We start from the raw sequence: 24064 nt of genomic DNA on the forward strand, positions 1-24064 counted from the left end.
CCCTGTCGAGCTTCCCTAACTGAGCCGCTGGGTCAGGAATTCGACTACTCGCTTGCGGGCCTCGTAAGCGGGGTGACCGTCGACCTCGCGGACCTCGTCGGTCAGCACCGAATGCGCACCCTTGGCGAAACCGCCCTCGTTGCCTGGGCCCGAGTCGATCTCGATGACCTCGAACGCGTCGCCGAGCCGCTCCTTGAGCGCCGCGAACCGTTCGCGCGGCACGACCCTGTCCTCGCTGAACCGCAGGCCCATCGCGCACAGGCCGTCGTTGGCGCAGCGATCGGCGACGGTGGCCAGCTCGGCCTCGCTGAGCCCCGGGTCGGCGCGTCGCGCGCGGCCGAGCGGCAGCGGCACCGACGGCTGGGACAGCACCGGGGCGAGCACGCTGTCGTCGACCGCGGCGGCCAGCGCGAAGCCCCCGGTGAAGCACTGGCCGATCACGCCGACGCCGTTGCCCGGTGTCGACGCGTTGAGGTCGCGGGCCAGCGCGCGCAGGAACAACGACACCGGCCGCTGCTTGTTGGTGGCGAACGCCGCGAATTCCCTTGCGACGCAGGCCCGCCCGATCGTGGTGAAGATGTAGCCGCCCGTCGCCGGCTTGCCCGGCTCACCGAACAGCGACGGGATCGCGACGGTGAACCCGTTGTCCACCAGGTGATTACCCAGGGCCAGCACACCGGGATGGATGCCGGGTATCTCGGGAATCAGCACCACCCCCGGGCCGGTGCCCTTGCGGTAGACGTCATGGGTGTAGCCGCCACCGGTGAACGGTGACGCGGACCAGCCGGACAGGTCGGCTTCGGGTGCGGTCACGCGGGTCCTTTCTGTTCGGCCGTCTATCGAGTCGGCAGCGGTGGCTGGGATTGGGTCGCCGCGGCCAGCGTACGAAACTGGTCGGCGCTTCCGGCGCCGGTGATCGCCAGCTGGGTGGCGCCGGCCGGCGCGGTGAGGCGGGTGGTCCACACCAGCTCGGCGTCCGCGCCGCTCTCGCCGGCGCCTTGATAGACGACCCAGCGCGTGCCGGAGACGTCGACGGCTCCGGTCGGATACGCGGCCCGGTGGATCGAGCCGACCAGCTTGTCCTCGTCGGCGTTGCTCTGGGTCAGGCTCAGATACATCCCGGTCGGGCTGAGGTATCCGACGGTCGACGTCGCCGCGTCCAGCCGCCGGCCCGTCGACGGGTCGGTTCGCCCGTTCTGGATGCCGCCGCGGCCCCCGGAGTTGGGCTGCCAGCCCGCGGGCAGCTGCGGCTGCCGGATCGGGAACCCGAGCGTCTGCGCATCCGCCCGCAATGCCGCCGCCGCGTCGTAGGACGGGACCGTCCCCCGGTTTGTCCCGCCCGGCTGGAACGAACACATCCCGACCAGGCCCGCCAGCAGGATGCAGCCCAGGACCAGCGGCGCCAGCGACCAGAACATGTCGCGGCCGTCCTGCAGCAACCGCGGTTTGGCCGGCCTTGGAACGGGGCCGGCCGCGTCGGCGCTGGGCTGCGGCTCCTCGGTCACCCTGTGAGTATCCCAGCCGGTCGTCGACAGCCGCAGCCCAGCTCCAGGGGGCCGATTCGTTTCTGGGACAATCAGCAACCATGACAGTTCAGGGCGACCGCTCGACGGGATCCGGGGCCTCGCAGTCGCGGCCGCGCGGCGAAGCGCCGGACCGCAACCTGGCCATGGAGTTGGTCCGGGTGACCGAGGCCGGCGCCATGGCCGCCGGCCGCTGGGTCGGCCGTGGCGACAAGGAGGGCGGCGACGGCGCCGCGGTCGACGCGATACGCGAACTGGTCAACACGGTGTCGATGCGCGGCGTGGTGGTCATCGGCGAGGGCGAGAAGGACCAGGCCCCGATGCTCTACAACGGCGAGGAGGTCGGCAACGGCGACGGCCCGGAGTGCGACTTCGCCGTCGACCCCGTCGACGGCACCACGTTGATGAGCAAGGGCATGCCCAACGCCATCTCGGTGCTGGCGGTCGCCGATCGCGGGGCGATGTTCGACCCGTCGGCGGTGTTCTACATGAACAAGATCGCCGTGGGGCCCGAGGCCGCGCACGTGCTGGACATCACCGCGCCGATCGCGGAGAACATCCGCGCCGTCGCCAAGGTCAAGGCGTTGTCGGTGCGCGACATGACCGTGTGCATCCTGGACCGGCCGCGGCACGCCCAGCTGATCAAGGACGTGCGGGACACCGGCGCCCGGATCCGGCTGATCACCGACGGCGACGTCGCGGGGGCGATCTCCGCGTGCCGGCCGGAGTCGGGCACCGACATGCTCGCCGGCATCGGCGGCACCCCGGAGGGCATCATCGCCGCCGCGGCGATCCGCTGCATGGGCGGCGCGATCCAGGCGCAGCTGGCGCCCAAGGACGAAGCCGAACGCCGCAAGGCGCTCGACGCCGGCTACGACCTGGATCAGATCTTGACCACCGAGGACCTGGTGTCCGGCGAGAACGTCTTCTTCTGCGCCACCGGGGTCACCGAGGGCGACCTGCTCAAGGCCGTCCGCTATTACCCCGGCGGCTGCACCACCCAGTCGATCGTGATGCGCTCGAAGTCGGGCACCGTCCGGCTGATCGAGGCCTACCACCGGCTCTCCAAGCTCAACGAATACTCCGCGATCGACTTCACCGGCGACAGCTCCGCCGCCTACCCCCTGCCCTGACGACCATCGAGGACTCCCATTCCATGACGGACACCGAATACCGCATCGAGCACGACACCATGGGGGAGGTCCGGGTACCCGCAAAGGCGTTGTGGCGGGCCCAAACTCAGCGCGCGGTGGAAAACTTCCCGATCTCGGGCCGCGGCCTGGAGCGCACCCAGATCCGCGCGCTGGGCCTGCTGAAGGGGGCCTGCGCGACGGTGAACCGGGACCTGGGCCTGCTGGCACCGGAGAAGGCGGACGCGATCATCGCCGCGGCGGCCGAGATCGCCGACGGCAAGCACGATGACCAGTTCCCCATCGACGTCTTCCAGACCGGCTCGGGCACGAGTTCCAACATGAACACCAACGAGGTGATCGCGTCCATCGCCGCGGCCAACGGCGTCACGGTGCACCCCAACGACGACGTGAACATGTCCCAGTCGTCCAACGACACCTTCCCGACCGCGACCCACATCGCGGCCACCGAGGCCGCGGTGCGTCACCTGATTCCGGCGCTCGAGGTGCTGCGCGACGCCCTGGCGGCAAAGGCCGGCGAGTGGCGCACGGTGGTCAAGTCCGGCCGCACCCACCTGATGGACGCGGTGCCGGTCACGCTCGGCCAGGAATTCAGCGGATACGCCCGCCAGATCGAGGCAGGCATCGAGCGGGTGCGCGCCACGCTGCCGCGCCTGGGTGAGCTGGCGATCGGCGGGACCGCGGTGGGCACCGGCCTCAACGCGCCCGACGGCTTCGGCGCTAAGGTCGTCGAGGCGCTGATCGACAAGACGGGCCTGAGCGAATTACGCACCGCGGCAAACTCTTTCGAGGCCCAGGCCGCCCGCGACGGGCTGGTGGAGGCCTCCGGGGCGCTGCGCACCATCGCGGTGTCGCTGACCAAGATCGCCAACGACATCCGCTGGATGGGTTCCGGCCCGCTGACCGGCCTGGCCGAGATCCAGCTGCCGGACCTGCAGCCGGGCAGCTCGATCATGCCGGGCAAGGTGAATCCCGTTCTGCCCGAAGCGGTTACACAGGTCGCCGCCCAGGTGATCGGCAACGACGCCGCGGTCGCCTGGGGCGGCGCGAACGGCGCCTTCGAGCTCAACGTCTACATCCCGATGATGGCCCGCAACATCCTGGAGTCCTTCAAGCTGCTGACCAACGTGTCGGAGCTGTTCGCCCAGCGCTGTATCACCGGGCTGTCCGCCAACGTCGAGCACCTGCGTGAGCTGGCCGAATCGTCGCCGTCGATCGTGACGCCGCTGAATTCGGCCATCGGCTACGAGGAGGCCGCAGCGGTGGCCAAGGAAGCGCTCAAGGAGCGCAAGACGATTCGTCAAACCGTCATCGACCGCGGCCTGATCGGCGACAAGTTGTCGCTCGAGGAGTTGGACCGCCGGCTCGACGTCTTGGCGATGGCCAAGGTCAAGCCGGAGCAGCGATGACGACACCCCCGGGTGGCCCCTACGGCCAGGACCCCTACGGAACCAATCCGTATGGGCAGGAACCGCATTGGGGCGGCCAGCCGCAGGGCACCCCGTACCCCTACCAGCAGGGCGGCCCCTACCCGTACCCGCCACCCGGCCAGTACCCCGGTCCGTACCCGCCCCAGCAGTACCACCCGCCCGGCCAGCAGATTCCCCCCGGCTGGCCGGGCGGGCCCTACCCGCCGGGACCACCGCCGAAGGGGCCGGGTTCGAAGGCGCCGTGGCTGATCGTCGGCGCCCTCGCGGTGCTGGGCGTGATCGCGCTGGTGGTGACGCTGATTGTCGTGTTCAGCGGCAACGGGAACAAGTCCACCAACGCGACCCCGCCGGGGCCGTCGGTGTCCACGAGCGCCCCGACCTCGCAGCCCAACGGCTCCGGGCAGACCGCGACCGACTGCACCCCCAACGTGTCCGGCGGTGACAAGCCCGCGGGCGGCGCCCCGGTCAGTGCGGGCAAGCTGTCGTTCCCGACGACCGCGGCACCCGGATGGATGCCGTTCTCCGACGACCAGACCCCGAACCTCATCGGCGCGGTCGGCCTCGCCCAGGAGGTGCCTGGCGCCAGCCAGTGGGTCATGCAGGCCGAGGTCGCCGTCACCAACTTCGTCAGCAGCATGGACGTCGGCGCGCAGGCATCGAAGCTGATGCAGTGCGTGGCCAACGGGCCCGGCTACTCGAACGCGTCACCCACCCTGGGCCGGACGAAGACGTCGTCGATCACGGTAGACGGGACCAAGGCCGCGCGGGTGGACGCCGACGTCACGATCGCCGACCCCTCCCGCAACGTGAAGGGCGACTCCGTCACCATCATCGCGGTCGACACCAAACCGGTCACCGTCTTCCTGGGCGCGACACCCATCGGCGATGCGGCGTCGGCGGCCACGCTCAGCCAGGTCATCTCGGCGCTCAAGGTGTCGAAGTGACTCGAAACCGAGCGCCGAGCGTGGGGGATATGGCGGAAAATCGGTGGCCTTGTGTCCCTATCCCCCACGCTCGACGCGGTTTTGGCTCACGCCGCTAGCCGGGGCCCGCGGGCGCCGAGACGTGGGTGGCCTCGGAGCGTCCGCGCAGCACGGTGGAATAGCACTCGGCCCAGTGCGCCCGCTCGGCCTCGCCGGCGCGGTCGATGGCTCCCGCCGAGCACAGGATTCGCCGGTCGGTCGTCTTGGCCAGGTCGGCCAGCCGGGCGGCCTCGTTGACGGCGTCCCCGATAACCGTGTATTCATAACGGTTTTCGGCTCCGATGTTGCCGGCGAAGACCCGGCCCGCGGAGACGCCGATGCCGAAATCGACCACGGGCAGCCGGCGCAGCTGCGTGCCCAGCGCGCGCGCCGTCGCCAGCGCCGCCGATGCCGGCTCGCTGGTCCGCAACGGCGCCCCGAAGACGGCCAGGGCCGCGTCGCCCGCGAATTTGTTGATCAGCCCGCTGTGTTCGTCGACGGCTTCGACGACGATCCGGAAGAAGTCGTTGAGCACCGCGGCAACCTCTTGCGGGGGGCGGCTTTCCGCGAGCTGCGTGGAACCGACCAGGTCGATGAAGAGCACCGCCGCCTCGACCACGTCGCCCGACAGCGAGGCGCCCTCCTCGATGGCGCGCTGGGCGACGTCGGTTCCGACGTGGCGCCCGAACAGGTCGCGCAGCCGGTCCCGCTCGGCGAGGCCGGCCACCATCCGGTTGAATCCCGTTTGCAGACGCCCGATTTGGGAGCGCTCATAGGCGCCCACATAGGTGTCGATGTGGCCGTGCTCGACCTCCGCCATCGCGTCGGCGACCTCGGACAGCGGATCGGCGATCGATCGCGACGTCAGGATCATCGTCGGCAGCCCGAGCAGCAGCGCCGCCAGCGACACCACCAGGACGGGCACGTCCAGCGACGCGGACTTCTGGATGAGCCAGCCGTATGAGCGCAGGACCACCAGGGTCGCGATCACCCCGATGGGCAGCGCGCTGCACAGGAACCACAGCAGAACCAGCCGCGCGAACACGCCGGGCACCGCCAGCCGCGGCTCGGCACGCAGCGTGGCCGCGGTCATGATGGGGCGCAAGGTGCGCTGGGCGAGCAGCATCCCCATGCCGGCGGCGGCCGGTCCGCCGAACAGCACGCCGAGCAGAATGGGCAGCAAAAACCTCGACCCGCCAGCAAGATTCAGCAGCGCGAAGATCGCCCCGGCCGCGGCCCAGGCCAGCAACAGGATTACCGACTGGCGGCCGGCCAGCTTCATCGCCGCTTCCCGCTGCTCCTGCGTCGGATCAGCCCCGGCGGCATACCAGCGCAGTGTGGGTGCCAGGCTCACCACGCCGGCCACCGCGACGCCGACGACCCCGAGCGCGACGAGCACGATGACCGTCGTGGTGTTCTTCTGCGCGAAGTCGGCGTCCACCGCGGCGGACGTGTGGCCCCGCAGCGGGATCAGGATGGCGGCCGCGTCGATGGCGGCGATGATGTAGGCCGCAGCGAGGTCGATCCCGTATTGAATCGATAACCTGCGGGCGCTTTTTCGTCGCCCGGTGCTCGCCGAGTCCGCGTTTCGGCTAGGCACCGTTGTTCGGCCCGCCGGAGTTCTGGTCGGGTATGTCGGTGATCGGGAAGTTGGGCATCGGCTTGGGCGAGGGGGTGTTGGGCAGCGCCGGGATCTCGCCGGCCGGGATGTCGTGGAGCTGGTTGGCGGGCGGACCGTTTTCCCGGCCGCCGTAGCTGCTGCCCGGGGCCCGCGGCCCGAGCAGTTCGCTGACCGTCACCAGCCGGTAGCCGTTGGCCTTGAGCACCGGGATGAACTGGTATACCAGGTCGACTGTGCTCGAGTAGGTGTCATGGAACAACACCACCGAGCCCGGCTTGATGTAGGTCATCAGCATGTACCGGGTCGCCGCCGTGTTCGAGTCGTTCGCCCAATCGAAAGGGATGACGTCCCAAAGGATTTCGGCGAGCCCGAACTTGGCCGCGGTCTGGCGGACCGCTTCGGTGGACAGCCCGCCGGCCGGGCGGTACAGGGTCGGGGTGCGCCCGGTCGCGGCGGCGATCGCGTCGTTGGCCCTGGAGAACTGCCCGGCGACGTCTTCGGCGGGGATCGTCGTCATGTTGGGGTGCTCCCAGGTGTGGTTGCCGATCTCCATGCCGGCGTCGGCGATGCGCTTGGCGCCGGCCGGGTTGGCCGCCACCTTGTTGCCGATCAGGAAGAAGGTGGCCTTCGCGTCGTTGTCCTTCAGGATTTGCAGCAGCCGGTCGTCGAACGGGCTCGGCCCGTCGTCGAACGTCAGCGCGACGCACTTGACCACCGAGCAGCTCAGGTTGTCGGCGCGCGTCACGTGGCCGGTGAGGCCGCCGATCACCAGGACCGCGCCGGCCGCCACCACACCCAAAACGGTCCGCCAGTAGCGCCAGGCCTGGCTGTCGGGTCGTTTCGGCACGGTAAAAGCGTACTCACCGCGAGACTGCAACTAGCGACGCATATCGCGAGTGGACCCGTCGTGGAATACAGTTTCGCGGCGAGAAGGGGCTCAGTGCGGGCCGGCGATCTCCTCGAGCATCTCGGTGACCAGCGCGGCGATCGGCGACCGCTCGCTGCGCAGCAGGGTGATGTGGGCGAACAGCGGGTGGCCCTTGAGCTTCTCGATCACGGCCGCCACCCCGTCGTGCCGGCCGACCCGCAGGTTGTCGCGCTGGGCGATGTCATGGGTCAGCACCACCCGCGATCCGGCGCCCAGTCGGGACAGCACGGTGAGCAAGACGTTGCGCTCCAGCGACTGCGCCTCGTCGACGATGACGAACGAGTCGTGCAGCGAGCGGCCGCGGATGTGGGTCAGCGGCAGCACCTCGAGCATGCCCCGGGACAGCACCTCCTCCAGCACCGCCGGGCTGGCCAGGCCCTCGAGGGTGTCGAAGACCGCCTGCGCCCACGGGCCCATCTTTTCGCTCTCGCTGCCGGGCAAGTAGCCCAGCTCCTGCCCGCCGACGGCATACAGCGGGCGGAAAACCACCACCTTGCGGTGGGTGCGGCGTTCCAGCACCGCCTCGAGGCCCGCACACAGCGCCAGCGCCGACTTCCCGGTTCCGGCCTTGCCGCCCAGCGACACGATGCCCACCGACTCGTCGAGCAGCAGGTCGAGCGCGACCCGCTGCTCGGCGGAGCGGCCGCGCAGCCCGAACACCTCGCGGTCGCCGCGGACCAGCTGGACACGCTTGGCCGGTGTGACCCTGCCCAGCGCATGGGAGCTGCCGCCGAGCAGCCGAATCCCGGTGTGGCAGGGCAGGTCCCGCGCTTCGGCCAGGTCGATCTCGCCCTCGGCGAACAACGCGTCGATGTCCTCGGCCGCGGTCTCGAGCTCGTGCATCCCCGACCATCCGGAGACGATGACGTCCTGCGCGTGGTATTCGTCGGCGGCCAGGCCCACCGCCGCGGCCTTGACCCGCAGCGGAATGTCCTTGCTGACCAACGTGACTCGCCTGCCCTCGGCGGCGAGGTTGGCCGCGCAGCTCAGGATGCGGGAGTCGTTGCTGTCGGTGCGGAAGCCGGCGGGGAGCACCGCCGGGTCCGTGTGGTTGAGCTCGACGTGTAGCGTACCGCCTTGTGCCCCAACGGGAATGGGCTGATCCAACCGGCCGTGCTCCAGGCGAAGATCGTCGAACAGGCGCAACGCCTGACGGGCGAACCACCCCAGCTCGTGGTGGTGGCGTTTGGCCTCCAGCTCGCTGATCACCACCAGCGGGACCACCACCTCGTGCTCGGCGAACCGACTGCACGCCCACGGGTCGGACAGCAGCACGGACGTATCGATCACATAGGTCCGGGTATCGGTCACGAAGCGCTCCTCGAGCGGGGTGAGCCCGCGCGGACCCGCGCGGGCATGTCGGCGGGAAACACGGCACCAGGACCGGGGCCGGTCCTGCCGTAGTCGTGACGGAAGGTGCCGCCCTGGCAGCAGATTTTGTCGCTGGCCATCGAGAAACGACGCTACTCTCGTGGCCGCTGCTGCGCCGCGCAGGCGCGCCGAAACGGGCGGCGCGGGCCGCGCGGTCGAGCCGCGAAATGTGCGCCGGTGGGCGAAGGTTGGGTCAGCCGATCACGAACTGCTTCAGCGCGGGCTCGTCGGCCACGCCCCACGCGGTGATGCGATCCGAAATCGCCTGCCGCAGCTCGGCCGGGCCGAAAATGCCCGCGTCGGCGACGTTGCGCACCTTGTCCTGGTACGCGTCGATGTCGGCGCCGACGACCTGGAGATCCGCCGCGCGGGCGGCGATGGCGGCGATCGTCTCGTCGCGGGTGTATTCGAGGCAGTGCGCGACGAGCTTGGCGAAGATCTCCTCGTGGCGCGTCTCGTCGCGGGCGATCCGGTCGATGAGCCCGGCCAGCACGGGCTCCTCGATCTGCGCGGCGAGGTTGCGGCAGAAGACGGCCTGGTTGCGCTCGGTGAACGCCATGTACACCAGGGTCTCGACCTGGGTGTACATGTCGCCGCGGTAGCCCTTCATCACGTGCTGGACGCGGGCCTCCTCGTTGGCGGTGGGGTCGACCTCGCGGGTCACCACCAGGTATTCACGCAGCGCGATGGCGTGCAGGTGCTCCTCGGCGGTCCACCGGCCCAGCCAGCGGCCCCACCACTCCTCGAGGATGAAGTGCTCGACGAGCTCGCGGTGGTGGGCGGCGAGGTTGTCCTTCAGCAGCAGCAGGATCTCGCAGGCGTCCGTGACGGTCCTGGGCAGCGTCGTCTGGGACGGGTCCCAGTCGTGCCCGCCCAGGAAGGCGAAGTTTTCGCCCTGGTCGAACGGCACGTAGTCGTGGGCGAACCAGAGTTCCTCGGTGTTGAGGTGGTGGTCCATGAGCTGTTCGACCACCGGCTCCAGCTCCAGGGTCAGCGCGTTGGGAACAGGTTTCTGTGCCATGCGGTTACTGTAACCCGCGTACACAGGTTCCGTAAAATCCTTGCCGCGTGTCGTCGCCGAATGGTGACCTTGGTCCTTTTGGCGGTCCTTTGGCGGTCCTTCGGCCGTGGCTAACGGTCGACCAGGGTCCAGTCCTCCAGCCCCTCATACAGCGGAAATTCCCTGGTCAGCTGCGTCACCCGGTGTCGCAGCGAGGGCAGATCGGCCGCGCTTCCCGCCGCCAGCGCGGTGGCGATGATGTCGGCGACCTCGGTGAACTCGGCGTCGCCGAAACCGCGGGTGGCCAGGGCCGGGGTGCCGACGCGCAGGCCGGAGGTCACCATCGGCGGCCGCGGGTCGTTGGGGACGGCGTTGCGGTTCACGGTGATGCCGATTTCGTCGAGCAGGTCCTCGGCGGCCTTGCCGTCCAGCGCGGAGTCGCGCAGGTCCACCAGCACCAGGTGGACGTCGGTGCCGCCGCTGACCACCGAGACACCGGACTTGGCGACGTCGGCGGCCAGCAGGCGCTCGGCGATGATCCGGGCGCCGGAGAGCGTGCGCCGCTGCCGGTCGGCGAACTCGGGCGTGCCGGCGATCTTGAGCGCGACCGCCTTGCCCGCGATGACGTGCATGAGCGGGCCGCCCTGCTGGCCGGGGAACACCGCCGAGTTGACGATCTTGGCGTACTCCTGCTTGCCCAGGATCATCCCGGACCGGGCGCCACCGAGCGTCTTGTGCACAGTCGTGGACACGACATCCGCGTGCGGCACCGGGTTCGGGTGCAGGCCCGCGGCCACCAGACCGGCGAAGTGCGCCATGTCCACCCACAGCTTGGCGTCGACCTCGTCGGCGATCGACCGGAACGCCGCGAAGTCGAGGATGCGCGGGTAGGCCGACCAGCCGGCGATGATCACCTTGGGCCGGAATTCGAGCGCCTTGGACCGGACCGCGTCCATGTCGATCAGATGCGTCGTCGGGTCCACGCCGTAAAAACCGACGTCATAGAGCTTGCCGGAGAAGTTGAGCTTCATGCCGTGCGTCAGGTGGCCGCCGTTGGCGAGGTCCAGGCCCAGCAGCCGCTCCCCCGGCGTCATGAGCGCGTGCAGGATGGCCTCGTTCGCCTGGGCGCCCGAATGCGGCTGGACGTTGGCGAACTCGGCGCCGAACAGCGCCTTGGCCCGGTCGCGGGCGATGTTCTCCACGACGTCGACGTGCTCGCAACCGCCGTAGTAGCGCCGCCCCGGGAGACCCTCGGCGTATTTGTTGGTCAGCACGCTGCCCTGGGCCTGCAGCACCGAGCGCGGCGCGAAGTTCTCCGAGGCGATCATCTCCAGCGTGTCGCGTTGCCGGTGGAGTTCCTTGTCCAGCAACTCGGCGATGTCGGGGTCGACTTCGGCGAGGGGTGCCGACATCAGGGAGGCGGTACGGGCGTCGGGTGCGGCGGTCACGGGCGCCAGTCTATCGACCGGCCGCATTCGCCAGCCCACCCGATCGACGCGCGTCGGTCCCTGCAACACTGGCACCATGCCGCGGCTGAGCGAGCCGAGCCCCTATGTGGAGTTCGACCGGAAGCAATGGCGCGCGCTCCGCATGTCGACGCCGCTGGCGCTGACCGAAGAGGAACTGATCGGCCTGCGCGGTCTGGGCGAGCAGCTCGACATGCTCGAGGTCGAAGAGGTTTACCTGCCGCTGTCCCGGCTGATCCACCTTCAGGTCGCCGCGCGCCAGCGGTTGTTCGCCGCGACCGCGGAATTCCTCGGTGAGCCGCAACAAAACCCGGACCGGCCGGTGCCGTTCGTCATCGGGGTGGCCGGCAGCGTGGCCGTCGGGAAGTCGACGACGGCCCGCGTGCTGCAGGCCCTGTTGGCTCGCTGGGAAAACCACCCCCGGGTGGACCTGGTCACCACCGACGGCTTTCTGTACCCGAATGCGGAACTGGATCGACGAAACCTCATGCACCGCAAGGGTTTTCCGGAGAGCTACAACCGCCGGGCGCTGCTGCGGTTCGTGACTTCGGTGAAGTCCGGTTCCGACTACGCGTGCGCCCCGGTGTACTCGCACCTGAAGTACGACATCATTCCGGGCGCCAAGCACGTGGTCCGGCATCCCGACATCCTGATCCTGGAGGGCCTCAACGTCTTGCAGACCGGTCCGACCCTGATGGTGTCGGACTTGTTCGACTTCTCGCTGTATGTGGACGCCCGGATCGAGGACATCGAGCAGTGGTACGTGTCGCGGTTCTTGTCGCTGCGCGGCACCGCGTTCGCCGACCCGGAATCACACTTCCACCATTACTCGGCCCTGAACGACACCAAGGCCATCGCCGCGGCGCGTGAGATCTGGCGGTCGATCAACCGGCCGAACCTGGTCGAGAACATCCTGCCCACCCGTCCCCGCGCCACCCTGGTGCTGCGCAAGGACGCCGATCACTCGATCAACCGGCTGCGCCTGCGCAAGCTGTAGCAGGCCGGCGCGGGGCGGGAGCCCAGAGGTCAGGCCGCGAGGCGGCGCACCCCCAGGTATTGCAGCGCGGCGAAACCCGCGGTGTAGACGCCACTGGCCAGCGTCGCGGCGACCCCGATCGCGGTCATGGGCACGACTTCGGCGGCCACGATCGCGGCCAGGGTGTACACGACGTTGGCCACGACGACGCCGATCCCGGCGCGGCGCAAGTCCGTCGCGGCCGCCAGGCCGAACACCAGCAGGCCGTAGAGCACGAAGAAGGCGCCCATCGAGTATTCCTGAAGGGACGTCAGCCCGGTCAGCGACGAGAGCGGGTCGGCGACGAAGGCGACCGCAAGGCCGAGCAATCCCGTCAACGTGGCATCGGCACGCATGGCGAAACGCAACAGCGAGTCGGTCGAGTCGTACAGGGGGCGGGTTGGTAGACCAGATACAGCGGTCATGTGATTACTCCTCGCGATGGCAGTAGTCGAACAGGTTTGAGCGTGCCGCCCACGCACTGCCGTATCGACTCGTGGCGCTGCCAATTGCTGCCACGGATAGAAAGACCAGCTAGTTCCCGCGGGTATTCCCCGGCGCAGCGACAAAGCCGAAGGCGTCCCGAAACGTGGGGCCGGTGGCCGAAACGGCGGGCACCCGGGTTAGACCGCCTGCCCCTCGAGCACGCTGAACGGCGAGGCGGTGTCCACCACCCGCGTCATCCGGAACCCGGCACGTTGGAACAGTCGCTCGAACTCGGCGGCGGGGCGCTCCCGCGCATCCAGCGCGACCAGCATTTCCAAATCCAGCCAGTTGCCCATGTATTCGCGATGGTGGTCGGGGACCACGAACTCGACGAGCAGAACGTGACCGCCGACCGCGACCGCATCACGCACGTTGCGCAGGATCCGCACGGCGTCGTCGTCGGGCCAATCGTGAATCACGCTCTTGAGAACGTAGGCGTCGCCGCCGGCGGGCACCGACTCGAAGAACGACCCCTCGACGATGCGGATCCGGTCCTGCACCCCGAGTTCGGCGAGCACGGCCGGAGCCCCCGCGACGACTTGAGGTTGATCGAACAGCACGCCGCGCGCCCCGGGCGTGGCCGCAAGGATCTCGGCCAACAGGCGACCGTGACCGCCCCCGACGTCGACGATGGTGGCGAAGGGGCTGAAGTCGTAGGCGGCGATCACCGGTCCGATCGAGAGTGCGGACCCGCCCGTCATCGCCTCGTTGAAGATCTCGCCGAGCTCCGGCTCGGACGCCAGGTATTCGAACGCCGTTTTGCCGCGCAACGTGGGGATGACGGACCGGCCGGTACGAATGGCGTCGGCGAGGTGGCTCCAGTGTTCGCGGTGTTGGGGCGAGCCCAGCCATCGGGCCCAGCCGGCCATCGGTACCTCCGCGTCCCGGCGGAGAGTGTCCGCGAGCGGGGTGAGGTCGTAGCGCCCGTCACGGCGTTGCCGGAAGACGCCCCGGCCGCTCAATGCCCGAAGCAGGCGACTGACCGCGTCGGCGTCGGCGTCGACCGTGGTCGCCAACTCCTCGGCCGACAACGGACCCTTGGCGAGCGCGTCGGCGATACCCAGCTGGGCCGCCGCGGTGATCGCTTGCGCCGCCCACGTTTCGGCGATCATTTCCATCATCGCCACGGGCGGCGGGACCATGCGGCGGTGCAGCCGGGCCAGGTGATGACGAACTGCTTCGATTACCCGCACCACTTTGGCGGGCGGGACCTTTGAGGTCATGGGTCCGTTAGCTTAATCGCTGGCAACCGCGACGCGCCCGCGCAGATCGGCCGCGATGAGCCGGGCCGCCGCGTTTTGCCAGTTGTGCAGCGAGCGCTGCGGGACCTCGGTCACCAGCCACTGCCAGGCCCGCCGGGCGGTCGGGTCCAGACCGGCCGCGGTGGCGTTCTGCGCGTACGCGCGCACCCCGACGACGTAGGGGAAATACAGCGAGTTGTAGTAGCGCCACTGCTCGGTGGTCCCGAAATCGCCGCCGTCGCGGGGCTTGAGCCGCCCGATGCCGTCGGCGAGGACGGCCTTGAGCTCGTTGGCCCGCTCCAGCGGGTGGTCGGGCGCTCCCCGGGCCGCCAGCCGCTCGTCGATCACCGGCAACGCGGTCAGCGGGCTGGCGACCAGCTTGGTCAGGTCACCGTAATGGCTCAGGGCCCGGCGGGTGAGCCGGGCGAACGTGTCGTCGTCGACGTCGCTCAGGGGATTGTCGGACCGCAACGGCAGCGCCGCCCCGGTGTGCCGCAGCGCGGCCCGGTCGGCCCGCAGGGTGGGCGACTTCGAGAACGCCAGCCGGTCGAGCACCCCGGCCAGCGGGTCGGCCAGCACCTGCACCACGATCGCGATCGCCAGCGTGGTGAACAGCAGCATCGTCAGCGTGATCTGCGCGGTCGGGTCGTGGCGGGTGACCGCCAGGCCGATCAGCGCCTGGCCACCGAACAGCACGGCCACCGCCGCCGACCCGGCGAACGACCGCAGCATGTCGGCGCGCAGCGCCTGGCCCTCGTCGAAGGCGTCCCACAGGGCCACCGCCACGCCCAGCGCCAGCACGTCGAAGCCCGTCGACGCCAGCGCCAGCCAGCTGGGCACCAGGCCCAGCGGGATGATCACGATGGCGTTGGCCAGCGCGAAGAACAGGGTCGCGACGACCACCACGCCCGCGACGGGCGTCGGCTGGGCGGGGCGCCGCACCGCGACGACCATCGCCCCCAGCGTGGACACCGAGATCACCGCCATCATCAGCACGTGACCCGGCCGCAGCGGTCCGTCGACGCTACCGGCCATCGTCGCGCCGAACACGATGAGCGCGGCGACACCCCCGACGAGCAGCAACTCGCCGGTGCGCGCGCGCCAGCGGTCGCCCGGGCGGGACAGCTCGACGAGCACCGCGAACCACGCGATGCTGGGGACGGCGACGAGGTAGATCTCGAGCCGACCGAACAGCGCGAGGTGGGCGGCCCCGGCGGTGCGCACCGCGTCCAGCGCCACGACCAGCGCGAAGCCGCACAACCCGACGGCCGCCAGCGCCAGCACCGGCTTACGCGGATCCCGGGCCAGCAGGTACAACCCCAGCCACCCGCTCAGCGTGAACACCACAGCCGACAGCGCAGCCATGCGTCTAGTTTGTCACGGGCTCCGGACTTCTCACTTGCCGTAGCGGCGGTGGCGCTGGCTGTAATCGCGCAGCGCGCGCAGGAAGTCGACGCGGCGGAACGCGGGCCAGTGCGCCTCGCAGAACCACATCTCCGAGTACGCGCTCTGCCACAACAGGAACCCGGACAGGCGCTGCTCGCCCGACGTGCGGATGACCAGGTCGGGATCGGGTTGCCCAGAGGTGTAAAGGTTTTCGGAGATCGCCTCGACGGTCACCGCGTCGACGAGTTCCTCGGCGGTGGCGCCGTTGGCGAGCTCCTTGCTCAACAGTGCGCGCACCGCGTCGACGATCTCGCGGCGCCCGCCATAGCCGACGGCGACGTTGACGTGGAACGGCGCCACCGCCGGCGTGGACTCCACCGCCCCCCGCAGCCGCCGGGCGGGTTCGTCGCCGAGCAGCTCCAGGTCCCCGACGGTGCGCACGCTCCAGCGGTTGGCCGGCGCGCAGATCTCCTCGACAACATCAGTGATGATCTCGATGAGCGCGGCCAGCTCGTCGGGATTGCGCTGCAGGTTTTCGGTGGACAGCAGGTAGACGGTGGTCATCTCGATGCCCGCCTCCTGGCACCAGCGCAGCATCTCGGCGATCTTGGCCGCGCCCATCCGGTAGCCGTAGCTGACGTCGTCGTAGCCCGCGTCGCGCGCCCAGCGCCGGTTTCCGTCGCACAGCACCGCGATGTGCCGGGGCAAATCGGATTTCGAAGCGGCCAAACCCTGCCGCAGCCGCAGCTCGTAGATGCGATACAACGGCTCCTTGAGCCGCGGCGGGATTATCTCCACGAAGAGTCACCCTACTGTGAGCTGCACCAGTTTCCGGGTTGCATTTCCGGCAATCTCACCGCACGTCTGACGCGGCCCGGGCCCGTCGACGGCTATCTTTGGCAATATGAGCGGCCACACCACCACGGTCACCCATCCCGATCCCGAAGCGCAGGGCCCCGCGGCCCACGCCGCCCAGCACCTGGTCGACGGCGTCGCGCGGGTGCTGGCCAAGCCGCGCTTCCGCGGCTGGATCCACGTCTACTCCGCCGGGGCGGCCGTCGCCGCGGGGGCGTCGCTGATCGCGGTGTCGTGGGCGCTCGGGTCGACCAAGGCCGGGCTCGCGACGTTCGTCTACACCGCGGCCACCATCGTCATGTTCACCGTCAGCGCCACCTACCACCGCGTCAACTGGCAATCCGAGGCGGCGCGTACGTGGATGAAGCGGGCCGACCACTCGATGATCTTCGTGTTCATCGCCGGCAGCTACACGCCGTTCGCGCTGCTGGCCATGCCGCCCGACGCCGGGCGTGCGGTGCTGTCCATCGTGTGGGGCGGCGCGGCGGCCGGGATCCTGCTGAAGATGTGCTGGCCGACGGCGCCGCGCTGGGTGGGCGTGCCGCTGTATCTGCTGCTGGGCTGGGTCGCCGTGTGGTACACCGGCACGATCCTGCACAACGCCGGGGTGGCCGCGATGGTGCTGCTGTTCGTCGGTGGCGCCCTGTACAGCATCGGCGGCATCCTGTACGCGCTGCGCTGGCCCGACCCGTGGCCGAACACGTTCGGCTACCACGAGTTCTTCCACGCCTGCACCGCGGTCGCGGCGATCTGCCACTACATCGCGATGTGGTTCGTCGTCTTCTGACGCTGGGTCTTCTAAAGCTGGGTGACGTCGGCCGCTGACCAGTAGGCCTTCATCGCGGCGACCTTGCCCTGATCGTCGAACACCATCACGTCGATCGGCTCGATCACCATCCGGTGCCCGCCCGCGGTGACGGTGAGCCGGAAGTGGAAAGCCGCCTCGTTGCCGGCCACCCGCAGCGTGACCAGTTCGCACTCCCGCTGCGCATCGTCGAGCGCCGAGTAGAAGCCGTGGATCGCGTGGCGACCGATGTGCACCTCGCCCCCGACGGGGTCCTCGACTGTCGCGTCGTCGGCGTACAACTCGACCAGGTCGTCGGCGCTGCCCTTGGCGACCAGCTCGATGTAGCGGTTGACGGTGTCGGTGATCGCTTGGGTTTTGTCCGTGGCATTCGGCATGGCACGCAGGGTAGCCCGCGGGCTACCGCCCGGGAACACCCAGGGCGGCCGCCAGTTCGGCGGTCCGCGTGACCGGCAGGTCGCACACCCGCCCGCGGCACACGTAGGCGGCGTCGGCGTCGGCCATCCGGCCCCGCCCGGTGAGCAGGACCGACGAGTCCCGCTCGCCGCCGACCACGATCGCCCCGCCCGGGGCGAGCCGGCGCGCATCGGCCAGCAGCGCCGAGCGGGACGGGTCGCAGGCGACCGCGACCTGTAGCGGTCCGCGAACCGCGGATTCGGCTGCGGCGAGCCAATTTCCGGCCGACCGCGGTGCGCGCGCCAGCAGCACCGAGTGCGCGCTCAGCGCGTCGGAGGAGGCCTGCAGGTAGCGCCCCGCCCGCTCCCCGTCGACCAGGTGCGCCGCGGTCAGCAACGCCTCGGTGATGCTCGATGCGCCCGACGGCGTCGCGCCGTCCAGCGGGTCGGCGGGCCGCAGCATCAGCCGCTCGGCGTCGTCGGCGGTGTCGAACCAGCGGCCGGGCCGCTGCGGATCGGCGAAGTGCGCCAGCGCGATGTCGAGCAGCTCGGTCGCCGCGGCCAGCCAGGCGTCGTCGGCGGTCAGCTGGTACAGCGCGAGCAGCCCGGTGGCCAGCATCGCGTGGTCCTCCAGGATGGCCGCGCTGTCGCCGGCCACCCCGCCGAGGCTGGCGCGCCGCAACCGGCCGCCGACGACGTGCAAGTCCAGCAGGGCCGCGGCGCAATCCCGTGCGGCACGGGCGAACTCGGGCTCGTCCAGCGCGACGCTGGCCTCGGCCAGCCCGGTGATCGCCAACCCGTTCCAGGACGTGACGACCTTGTCGTCGCGTCCCGGCTGGGGCCGGGCGAGCCGGGCGGCCAGCAGCGCGGTCCGCACGCGTTCCAGCCGTTGTGCGTCGGGATCGGCGGGCAGCTGCAGCACCGACGCCCCGTGTTCGAACGTTCCGGATCGGGTGACCGCGAAAACCTCTGCGGCCCAACGCCCGTCGTCGGCGCCGAGCACCTCGGTCAGCTGCTCCGGCGTCCACACATAGGTCGAGCCCTCGCGCCCGGCGGCGTCGGCGTCCAGCGACGAGGTGAACATGGCGCCGTCGGCGAGCTCGTCGAGCAGGAACCGCGCCGTCTGCGCGGCGACCCGGCGGGCCAACGGATCCCCGGTGCGCCGCGCCCAGTGCGCGTATGCCCGCAGCAGCAGCGCGTTGTCGTACAGCATCTTCTCGAAATGCGGTACCACCCAGGCGTTGTCGACGCTGTACCGGGCGAAGCCGCCGGCCAGCTGGTCGTAGATGCCGCCGCGGGCCATCGCGTTGCCGGTGCGCGACACCGCCTGGAGCGCCGCCGCTGAGCCGGTGCGCTCGTAATGGCGCAGCAGCGCCTCGAGGATCGCCGACGGCGGGAACTTGGGCGCGCCGCCGAAGCCCCCGTGCACCGTGTCCTGGTCGGCCAGCACCGCCGCGACGGCATCGTCGCACAGCGAGGGCGCGACGTCCGGGCCCCCGCCGGGCACCCCTGGGAGCCCCTCAGCCATCTTGCGCAGCTCGCCGGCGATGTGTTCCGACGCCTCGTCGACCTCGCCGCGGCGGCTGCGCCACGTCTCGGACACGGCCGAAAGGAGTTGCAGGAAGCCGGCTTTCGGGTAGTACGTGCCGCAGAAGAAGGGGCGGCCGTCCGGCGTCAGGAAGCACGTCATCGGCCAGCCACCCTGACCGGTGAGCGCGACGGTGGCGTTCATGTAGACCGCGTCGATATCCGGCCGTTCCTCGCGGTCCACCTTGACGCACACGAATCCCGCGTTCATCACCGCGGCCACCTCGTCGTCCTCGAACGACTCGTGGGCCATGACATGGCACCAATGGCACGCGGCGTAGCCGACGGACAGCAGGATCGGCACGTCGCGCGCCGCCGCCTCCGCCAGCGCTTGCGGCCCCCACTGCTGCCAGTGCACCGGGTTGTCGGCGTGCTGGCGCAGATACGGGCTGGTGGCCAACCCGAGGGTGTTCGTCCCGGAGTTGTCAGCCGGGCTCATCGCCGGGCCCTGGCGGTGCCGATCCGCCACCCTGCCCGGGCGGTTGCTCCGGTGCTTGATCCGGCGCCTCGCCGACGGTGTCGGTGCCCTCGTCGGCGGCCTGATCGGGCTCGGGGTGTTCGGGGTCGAACGTTTTGGGGACCTTCTTCAGTTGCCGGTTCATCGATCGCAGCAGCAACAGCGTGGCGATCAGCAGCAGCACCACAACCAGCAGCCCCAGCGGGCTGGCCTTGCCGAAGTCCGGGCCGTGGTTGTGTGGCGTGCCGTCGGCAATCACCGCGAGCAAGGCGCTGCTCATCCGTCGTTCTCGATTCCGGCGAACAGGTCGTCCTCGGGCAGCCGGACGGGCACCCGCGAGCGGGCCAACTCGAATTCCTCGGTCGGCCAAAGCCGCTGCTGCCATTCGATCGGGGCGGCGAAGAACTCGGCGTTCGGGTCGATCTGGGTGGCGTGGGCGCGCAGCGCGTCGTCGCGCTGGCTGAAGTACTTCGAACACTCCACGCGCGTCGTCACCCGAGACTCGAACGGATCGTGCTCGGGTTTCCAGTGCTCGAGCCACTTGCCGAACGGGCCCTCCTCGCCACGCTTGGCGAACTCGTCCTGCAGCAGCTGCATTCGCTGGCGCAGGAAGCCGTGGATGTAGTACAGCTTGGACACGTTCCACGGCTCGCCGGCGTCCGGGAAACGCGCGTGGTCGCCGGCCGCCTCGTAGGCGGCGACCGAAACATTGTGGCAGGCAATGTGATCCGGGTGCGGGTAGCCGCCGTTCTCGTCGTAGGTGGTCATCACGTGCGGCCGGAACTCGCGGACCACCCGCACCAGCGCCTCGGTGGACACCTCCAGCGGGACCAGCGCGAAGCAGTCCTGGGGCAGCGGTGGCGGCGGATCGCCCTTGGGCAACCCCGAGTCGACGAAACCCAGCCAGGTGTGCTCCACGCCGAGAATCTCGGCGGCCTTGGCCATCTCGTCGCGGCGGATCTCGGCCATGTGCCCGTGCACGTCGGGCAGGTCCATCGCCGGGTTGAGGATGTCGCCGCGTTCGCCGCCGGTCAGCGTCACCACGAGCACCCGATGGCCTTCGTCGGCGTACCGGGCAAGGGTGGCCGCCCCCTTGCTGGACTCGTCGTCGGGGTGGGCGTGCACCGCCATCAACCGCAGTTCGCTCACATGCCCCCTTGTCGGTCTGCTGGACGCCCGGTTTCGACCCTATAATTCCAGCTGCCGATCGTGTCGGCCGAGGTCCGGCAGTCGGTCAGCCCAGGCATACCCACCCATGACCGAAAACCCCATCGCTCGTCCCGAGTCCCGCTACGGGCGGTCGCGGCTGCCCCGCGCGCCGCGGCGCTGGCTCGTCGTCGCCGTGGCCGTGCTGGCCGTCGCGGCCGGCCTGGTGATCGCCGTCATCGGCTACCGGCGGCTCGGCACCCGCGACGTGTCCGGCTCGCTGGCCGGCTACGCGGTGATCGACGACGAGACGGCGTCGGTGACGATCAGCGTGACGCGATCCGACCCGTCGCGGCCGGTGGATTGCATCGTGCGGGTGCGCGCCAAGGACGGCAGCGAGACGGGCAGGCGGGAGGTGCTGGTCCCGCCGTCGGGCCAGGCCACCGTGCAGGTGACGACGACGGTGAAGTCCTCCCAGCCGCCGGCGATGGCCGACATCTACGGCTGCGGCACCGACGTGCCGGGCTATTTGCGGCCGCCCGATCGACGATAGAGAACTGCGAATATGTGGCCATCGGCCGTTTCCGCAGTGGTAACATGGATGAATGCACGGTTCCTGCTGGGACCGTGTATTGCTGCTTAGAGGCCGTGAGCAGAACGGCGCCGAGCACCCGGGGTCGGACCCGGACACCCCGACAGCGGGGCTGTCGAAGCTTACGCGGATACGCGGAACCGATAAGACGAGGAGCACCAGGAGATGACGGACACCCAGGTGACCTGGCTGACCCAGGAATCGCATGACCGGCTCAAGGCGGAGCTCGATCAGCTGATCGCCAATCGCCCCGTCATCGCCGCGGAAATCAACGACCGGCGCGAGGAGGGCGACCTCCGCGAGAACGGTGGCTACCACGCCGCCCGCGAGGAGCAGGGGCAGCAGGAGGCGCGCATCCGCCAGCTGCAGGACCTGCTCAACAACGCCAAGGTCGGCGAGGCGCCCAAGCAGTCCGGCGTCGCGCTGCCCGGTTCGGTGGTCAAGGTCTACTACAACGGCGACAAGTCCGACACCGAGACCTTCCTGATCGCCACCCGCCAGGAGGGTGTCAACGAGGGCAAGCTCGAGGTGTACTCGCCCAACTCACCGCTGGGTGGTGCCCTGATCGACGCCAAGGTGGGCGAGACCCGCCGCTACACGGTGCCCAACGGCAACACCGTCGAGGTCACGCTGGTCAGCGCGGAGCCCTACCACTCCTAGGGGCGGGCTCCCCACCGCGAGCAGACGCAAAAGCACCCAAACGCGGCGTGTCGGGGGCTTTTGCGTCTGCTCGCGGTAGCTAGGCGAGGGCCTGCTCGAGATCGGCCAGCAGGTCGGCGACGTCCTCGATCCCGACCGAAAGCCGCACCAGGTCGTCGGGCACCTCCAGCTGTGAGCCGACCGTCGACGCGTGCGTCATGGCGCTGGGGTACTCGATCAGCGACTCCACCCCGCCCAGCGATTCGGCCAGGATGAACACCTTGGTGCCGGCGCACAGACTTTCGGCGGCCGCCCGGCCGCCCCGCATGCGCACCGACACCATGCCGCCGAAGCCGCGCATCTGGCGCGCCGCGATCTCATGTCCGGGGTGGGTGGGCAGACCCGGGTACAGCACCGCGCTCACCGCGGGATGCCCGGCGAGGAATTCCGCCACGGCATAGGCGTTTTCGCCGTGCCGCTGCATCCGCAGCACCAGGGTCTTCAGGCCGCGCATCGTCAGGTAGGCGTCGAACGGGCCGGGCACCGCGCCGGCCCCGTTCTGCAGGAAACCGAACGCGTCGTCCAGCTCCTCGTCGCCGGTGACCAACGCCCCGCCCACCACGTCGGAGTGGCCGCCGATGTATTTGGTGGTCGAGTGCAGCACCACGTCGGCGCCCAGCGTCAACGGCTGCTGCAGCGCTGGCGAGGCAAAAGTGTTGTCCACCAACACCTTTGCTGAATGCTGTCGGCCGATTTCGGCGATGGCGGCGATATCGGCGATGGACAGCAGCGGGTTGGTCGGCGTCTCGACCCACACCAGCCGGGTCCGCGGTGTGATCGCGTCGCGCACGGCGTCCAGGTCCGACAGCGCCACCGGCGTGTACCCGACGTTCCACTGCGTGAAGACCTTGTCGATCAGCCGGAATGTGCCGCCGTAGGCGTCGTTCGGGATGACGACGTGATCGCCGGGCCGCAGCATCGCCCGCAGGGCGCAGTCGGTGGCGGCCATCCCGGAGCTGAACGCCCGCGCGAAGGCGCCGTCCTCGACGGCGGCCAGCGAGGTTTCCAGCGCCGACCTGGTCGGGTTGCCGGTGCGCGCGTATTCGAATCCGCCGCGCAGTCCCCCGACGCCGTCCTGGGCGAACGTGCTGCTCGCATAGATCGGGGCGTTCACCGCCCCGGTCGCGGGGTCCGGGCGGTAGCCGGCGTGGATGGCCTTGGTGGCCAGGCCGCTGATTCCTCGGCCTGCCTTATCGTCGTCGCTCATCGACGATCAGCCTAACGACGTCCGCGGCGGCCAGTTCGCCGCCGCACGGCGCCGTCACTGTTCGATCGGCAGCACCACCGTCGTCATGATCTTGTCGGCCAGCGTCTGCCGCTTGGCGTCCCACAGCGGAAACAGGAAACCGATGTAGCAGATGACCGCGTCGACGAAGTGGGCGAGTTGGCGCACGAGCGACATCCCGAAACCGAGGGGCTGCCCGGTGACCTCGCTGACCACCTTGACCTTCATCACGGACTTGCCGAGGCTCGACCCGGTGGTGCCCTGGCGGTAGCCGTAGTTCCAGACGCCGTAGGCGAGTATCGCCAGCCACGCCAGCCCCTGCACGAGTAGGCCGAGCATCGATTGCTGCGTGTAGCAGTACTGGCTGACGTCGTACTGGCTGATGTTCGACACGCAGGACGACTGCCGGGTGAGCACCGCGATCACCCACGCGATGCCGTAGACGACCGCGATCGGGACGTTGTCGATGAGGAAGGCCAGCACCCTGGTGGGCCACGGCGTGTAGGCCTCGGTCGGCAGCGCACGGATCGCCGGTCCGGGCGGCGGCGGCGCGTAGCCACCCGAAGGCGGCGGGGGCGGGGGATAGGAACCGCCGCCGGGTGGCGGTGGCGGCGGAGGTGGCTGGAACCCGCCTGGCGGTGGAGGCGGCGGCTGGAATCCGCCGGGCGGTTGATCGGTCATGGGCTACCTCCACTCCGGTTTGCGCTGAACCAGGCGGGATTA

Annotated in this window: 24 protein-coding genes; 7 read left to right on the plus strand and 17 right to left on the minus strand. The window is 69.8% G+C overall.

What is annotated here, in order from left to right; all coding sequences use genetic code 11:
• Nucleotides 1-15: 15 nt before the first annotated feature.
• Both AC5Y6X_RS01275 and AC5Y6X_RS01280 read right to left on the minus strand, forming a co-directional pair.
• The gene (locus tag AC5Y6X_RS01275) at nt 16-813 is read right to left on the minus strand and encodes a dienelactone hydrolase family protein (RefSeq protein ID WP_499983734.1); all 798 of its coding nucleotides are present in this window, start codon (nt 811-813) and stop codon (nt 16-18) included.
• Nucleotides 814-836: 23 nt separating this feature from the next.
• The gene (locus tag AC5Y6X_RS01280) at nt 837-1505 is read right to left on the minus strand and encodes a DUF4245 domain-containing protein (RefSeq protein ID WP_499983735.1); all 669 of its coding nucleotides are present in this window, start codon (nt 1503-1505) and stop codon (nt 837-839) included.
• Between the two features lie 80 nt (nt 1506-1585).
• Here AC5Y6X_RS01280 and glpX point away from each other — a divergent pair, with 80 nt between their 5' ends.
• The 3 genes from glpX to AC5Y6X_RS01295 are packed head-to-tail and all read left to right on the plus strand — an operon-like array spanning nt 1586 to nt 5048.
• Entirely contained in the window at nt 1586-2656 is a 1071-nt protein-coding gene (glpX, locus tag AC5Y6X_RS01285) for a class II fructose-bisphosphatase (protein WP_499983737.1), read from the plus strand.
• A gap of 23 nt (nt 2657-2679) precedes the next feature.
• The gene (locus AC5Y6X_RS01290) at nt 2680-4083 is read left to right on the plus strand and encodes a class II fumarate hydratase (protein WP_499983740.1); all 1404 of its coding nucleotides are present in this window, start codon (nt 2680-2682) and stop codon (nt 4081-4083) included.
• Complete coding sequence (locus AC5Y6X_RS01295) at nt 4080-5048, plus strand: hypothetical protein (RefSeq protein WP_499983743.1); 969 nt, start codon at nt 4080-4082, stop codon at nt 5046-5048. Before AC5Y6X_RS01290 ends, AC5Y6X_RS01295 begins: the two co-directional genes overlap by 4 nt.
• A 94-nt stretch (nt 5049-5142) precedes the next feature.
• Here AC5Y6X_RS01295 and AC5Y6X_RS01300 read toward each other — a convergent pair whose 3' ends face one another.
• From AC5Y6X_RS01300 to glyA, 5 genes are all read right to left on the minus strand, one after another.
• On the minus strand, nt 5143-6603 hold the full coding sequence (locus tag AC5Y6X_RS01300; protein ID WP_499985162.1) for an adenylate/guanylate cyclase domain-containing protein: 1461 nt from the start codon (nt 6601-6603) through the stop codon (nt 5143-5145).
• A 55-nt stretch (nt 6604-6658) separates the two neighbouring features.
• On the minus strand, nt 6659-7534 hold the full coding sequence (locus AC5Y6X_RS01305) for a polysaccharide deacetylase family protein (RefSeq protein WP_499983745.1): 876 nt from the start codon (nt 7532-7534) through the stop codon (nt 6659-6661).
• A gap of 90 nt (nt 7535-7624) precedes the next feature.
• Nucleotides 7625-8926, minus strand: a complete 1302-nt coding sequence (phoH2, locus tag AC5Y6X_RS01310) for an RNA 5'-3' helicase PhoH2 (RefSeq protein WP_499983746.1) — start codon at nt 8924-8926, stop codon at nt 7625-7627.
• Between the two features lie 253 nt (nt 8927-9179).
• Entirely contained in the window at nt 9180-10007 is an 828-nt protein-coding gene (locus tag AC5Y6X_RS01315) for an acyl-ACP desaturase (RefSeq protein ID WP_499983748.1), read from the minus strand.
• Nucleotides 10008-10117: 110 nt separating this feature from the next.
• On the minus strand, nt 10118-11398 hold the full coding sequence (glyA, locus tag AC5Y6X_RS01320; protein WP_499985163.1) for a serine hydroxymethyltransferase: 1281 nt from the start codon (nt 11396-11398) through the stop codon (nt 10118-10120).
• 112 nt (nt 11399-11510) lie between these two features.
• Between glyA and coaA the strand changes: the two genes are divergently transcribed.
• The gene (coaA, locus tag AC5Y6X_RS01325) at nt 11511-12449 is read left to right on the plus strand and encodes a type I pantothenate kinase (protein WP_324674873.1); all 939 of its coding nucleotides are present in this window, start codon (nt 11511-11513) and stop codon (nt 12447-12449) included.
• 29 nt (nt 12450-12478) lie between these two features.
• Here the strand turns inward: coaA and AC5Y6X_RS01330 are convergent, their stop codons facing one another.
• The 4 genes from AC5Y6X_RS01330 to AC5Y6X_RS01345 all read right to left on the minus strand — a co-directional run bounded on the left by AC5Y6X_RS01330 (nt 12479) and on the right by AC5Y6X_RS01345 (nt 16378).
• A complete protein-coding gene (locus AC5Y6X_RS01330; RefSeq protein WP_499983752.1) occupies nt 12479-12892 on the minus strand; it encodes a hypothetical protein in 414 nt (137 codons plus the stop codon).
• Nucleotides 12893-13090: 198 nt separating this feature from the next.
• Nucleotides 13091-14176, minus strand: coding sequence for a methyltransferase (locus tag AC5Y6X_RS01335; RefSeq protein ID WP_499983753.1), 1086 nt, complete (start codon nt 14174-14176; stop codon nt 13091-13093).
• A 12-nt stretch (nt 14177-14188) separates the two neighbouring features.
• Nucleotides 14189-15559, minus strand: a complete 1371-nt coding sequence (locus tag AC5Y6X_RS01340) for a hypothetical protein (RefSeq protein WP_499983754.1) — start codon at nt 15557-15559, stop codon at nt 14189-14191.
• Between the two features lie 30 nt (nt 15560-15589).
• Nucleotides 15590-16378 (minus strand): (2Z,6E)-farnesyl diphosphate synthase, encoded by a 789-nt coding sequence (locus tag AC5Y6X_RS01345; protein WP_324674865.1) that lies wholly within the window; start codon nt 16376-16378, stop codon nt 15590-15592.
• Between the two features lie 106 nt (nt 16379-16484).
• Here AC5Y6X_RS01345 and trhA point away from each other — a divergent pair, with 106 nt between their 5' ends.
• Nucleotides 16485-17222: a PAQR family membrane homeostasis protein TrhA gene (gene trhA, locus AC5Y6X_RS01350; protein ID WP_324674863.1), complete on the plus strand. Its 738-nt coding sequence runs from the start codon at nt 16485-16487 to the stop codon at nt 17220-17222.
• 11 nt (nt 17223-17233) lie between these two features.
• Here the strand turns inward: trhA and AC5Y6X_RS01355 are convergent, their stop codons facing one another.
• The 4 genes from AC5Y6X_RS01355 to mca are packed head-to-tail and all read right to left on the minus strand — an operon-like array spanning nt 17234 to nt 20828.
• Complete coding sequence (locus tag AC5Y6X_RS01355) at nt 17234-17617, minus strand: nuclear transport factor 2 family protein (RefSeq protein ID WP_324674861.1); 384 nt, start codon at nt 17615-17617, stop codon at nt 17234-17236.
• 22 nt (nt 17618-17639) lie between these two features.
• Nucleotides 17640-19661 (minus strand): thioredoxin domain-containing protein, encoded by a 2022-nt coding sequence (locus tag AC5Y6X_RS01360; protein WP_499983760.1) that lies wholly within the window; start codon nt 19659-19661, stop codon nt 17640-17642.
• Entirely contained in the window at nt 19648-19959 is a 312-nt protein-coding gene (locus AC5Y6X_RS01365; protein WP_324674857.1) for a hypothetical protein, read from the minus strand. The genes AC5Y6X_RS01360 and AC5Y6X_RS01365 overlap by 14 nt, the downstream gene beginning before the upstream one ends.
• Entirely contained in the window at nt 19956-20828 is an 873-nt protein-coding gene (gene mca, locus AC5Y6X_RS01370; protein ID WP_499983767.1) for a mycothiol conjugate amidase Mca, read from the minus strand. The genes AC5Y6X_RS01365 and mca overlap by 4 nt, the downstream gene beginning before the upstream one ends.
• Before the next feature lie 106 nt (nt 20829-20934).
• On the opposite strand from mca, the gene AC5Y6X_RS01375 reads away from it, so the two are divergent.
• A complete protein-coding gene (locus tag AC5Y6X_RS01375) occupies nt 20935-21378 on the plus strand; it encodes a DUF4307 domain-containing protein (protein WP_499983769.1) in 444 nt (147 codons plus the stop codon).
• A gap of 204 nt (nt 21379-21582) precedes the next feature.
• Nucleotides 21583-22077 carry a transcription elongation factor GreA gene (gene greA, locus AC5Y6X_RS01380; RefSeq protein WP_324674851.1) on the plus strand — a complete coding sequence of 165 codons (495 nt, stop codon included), beginning with the start codon at nt 21583-21585 and terminating at the stop codon, nt 22075-22077.
• A 79-nt stretch (nt 22078-22156) separates the two neighbouring features.
• Here greA and AC5Y6X_RS01385 read toward each other — a convergent pair whose 3' ends face one another.
• Both AC5Y6X_RS01385 and AC5Y6X_RS01390 read right to left on the minus strand, forming a co-directional pair.
• Nucleotides 22157-23323 carry a cystathionine gamma-synthase gene (locus AC5Y6X_RS01385; RefSeq protein WP_499983772.1) on the minus strand — a complete coding sequence of 389 codons (1167 nt, stop codon included), beginning with the start codon at nt 23321-23323 and terminating at the stop codon, nt 22157-22159.
• A 54-nt stretch (nt 23324-23377) separates the two neighbouring features.
• The gene (locus AC5Y6X_RS01390) at nt 23378-24022 is read right to left on the minus strand and encodes an RDD family protein (protein WP_499983773.1); all 645 of its coding nucleotides are present in this window, start codon (nt 24020-24022) and stop codon (nt 23378-23380) included.
• Nucleotides 24023-24064 lie beyond the last annotated feature (42 nt).

The sequence above is a fragment of the Mycobacterium sp. NGS26 genome, from assembly GCF_059813025.1.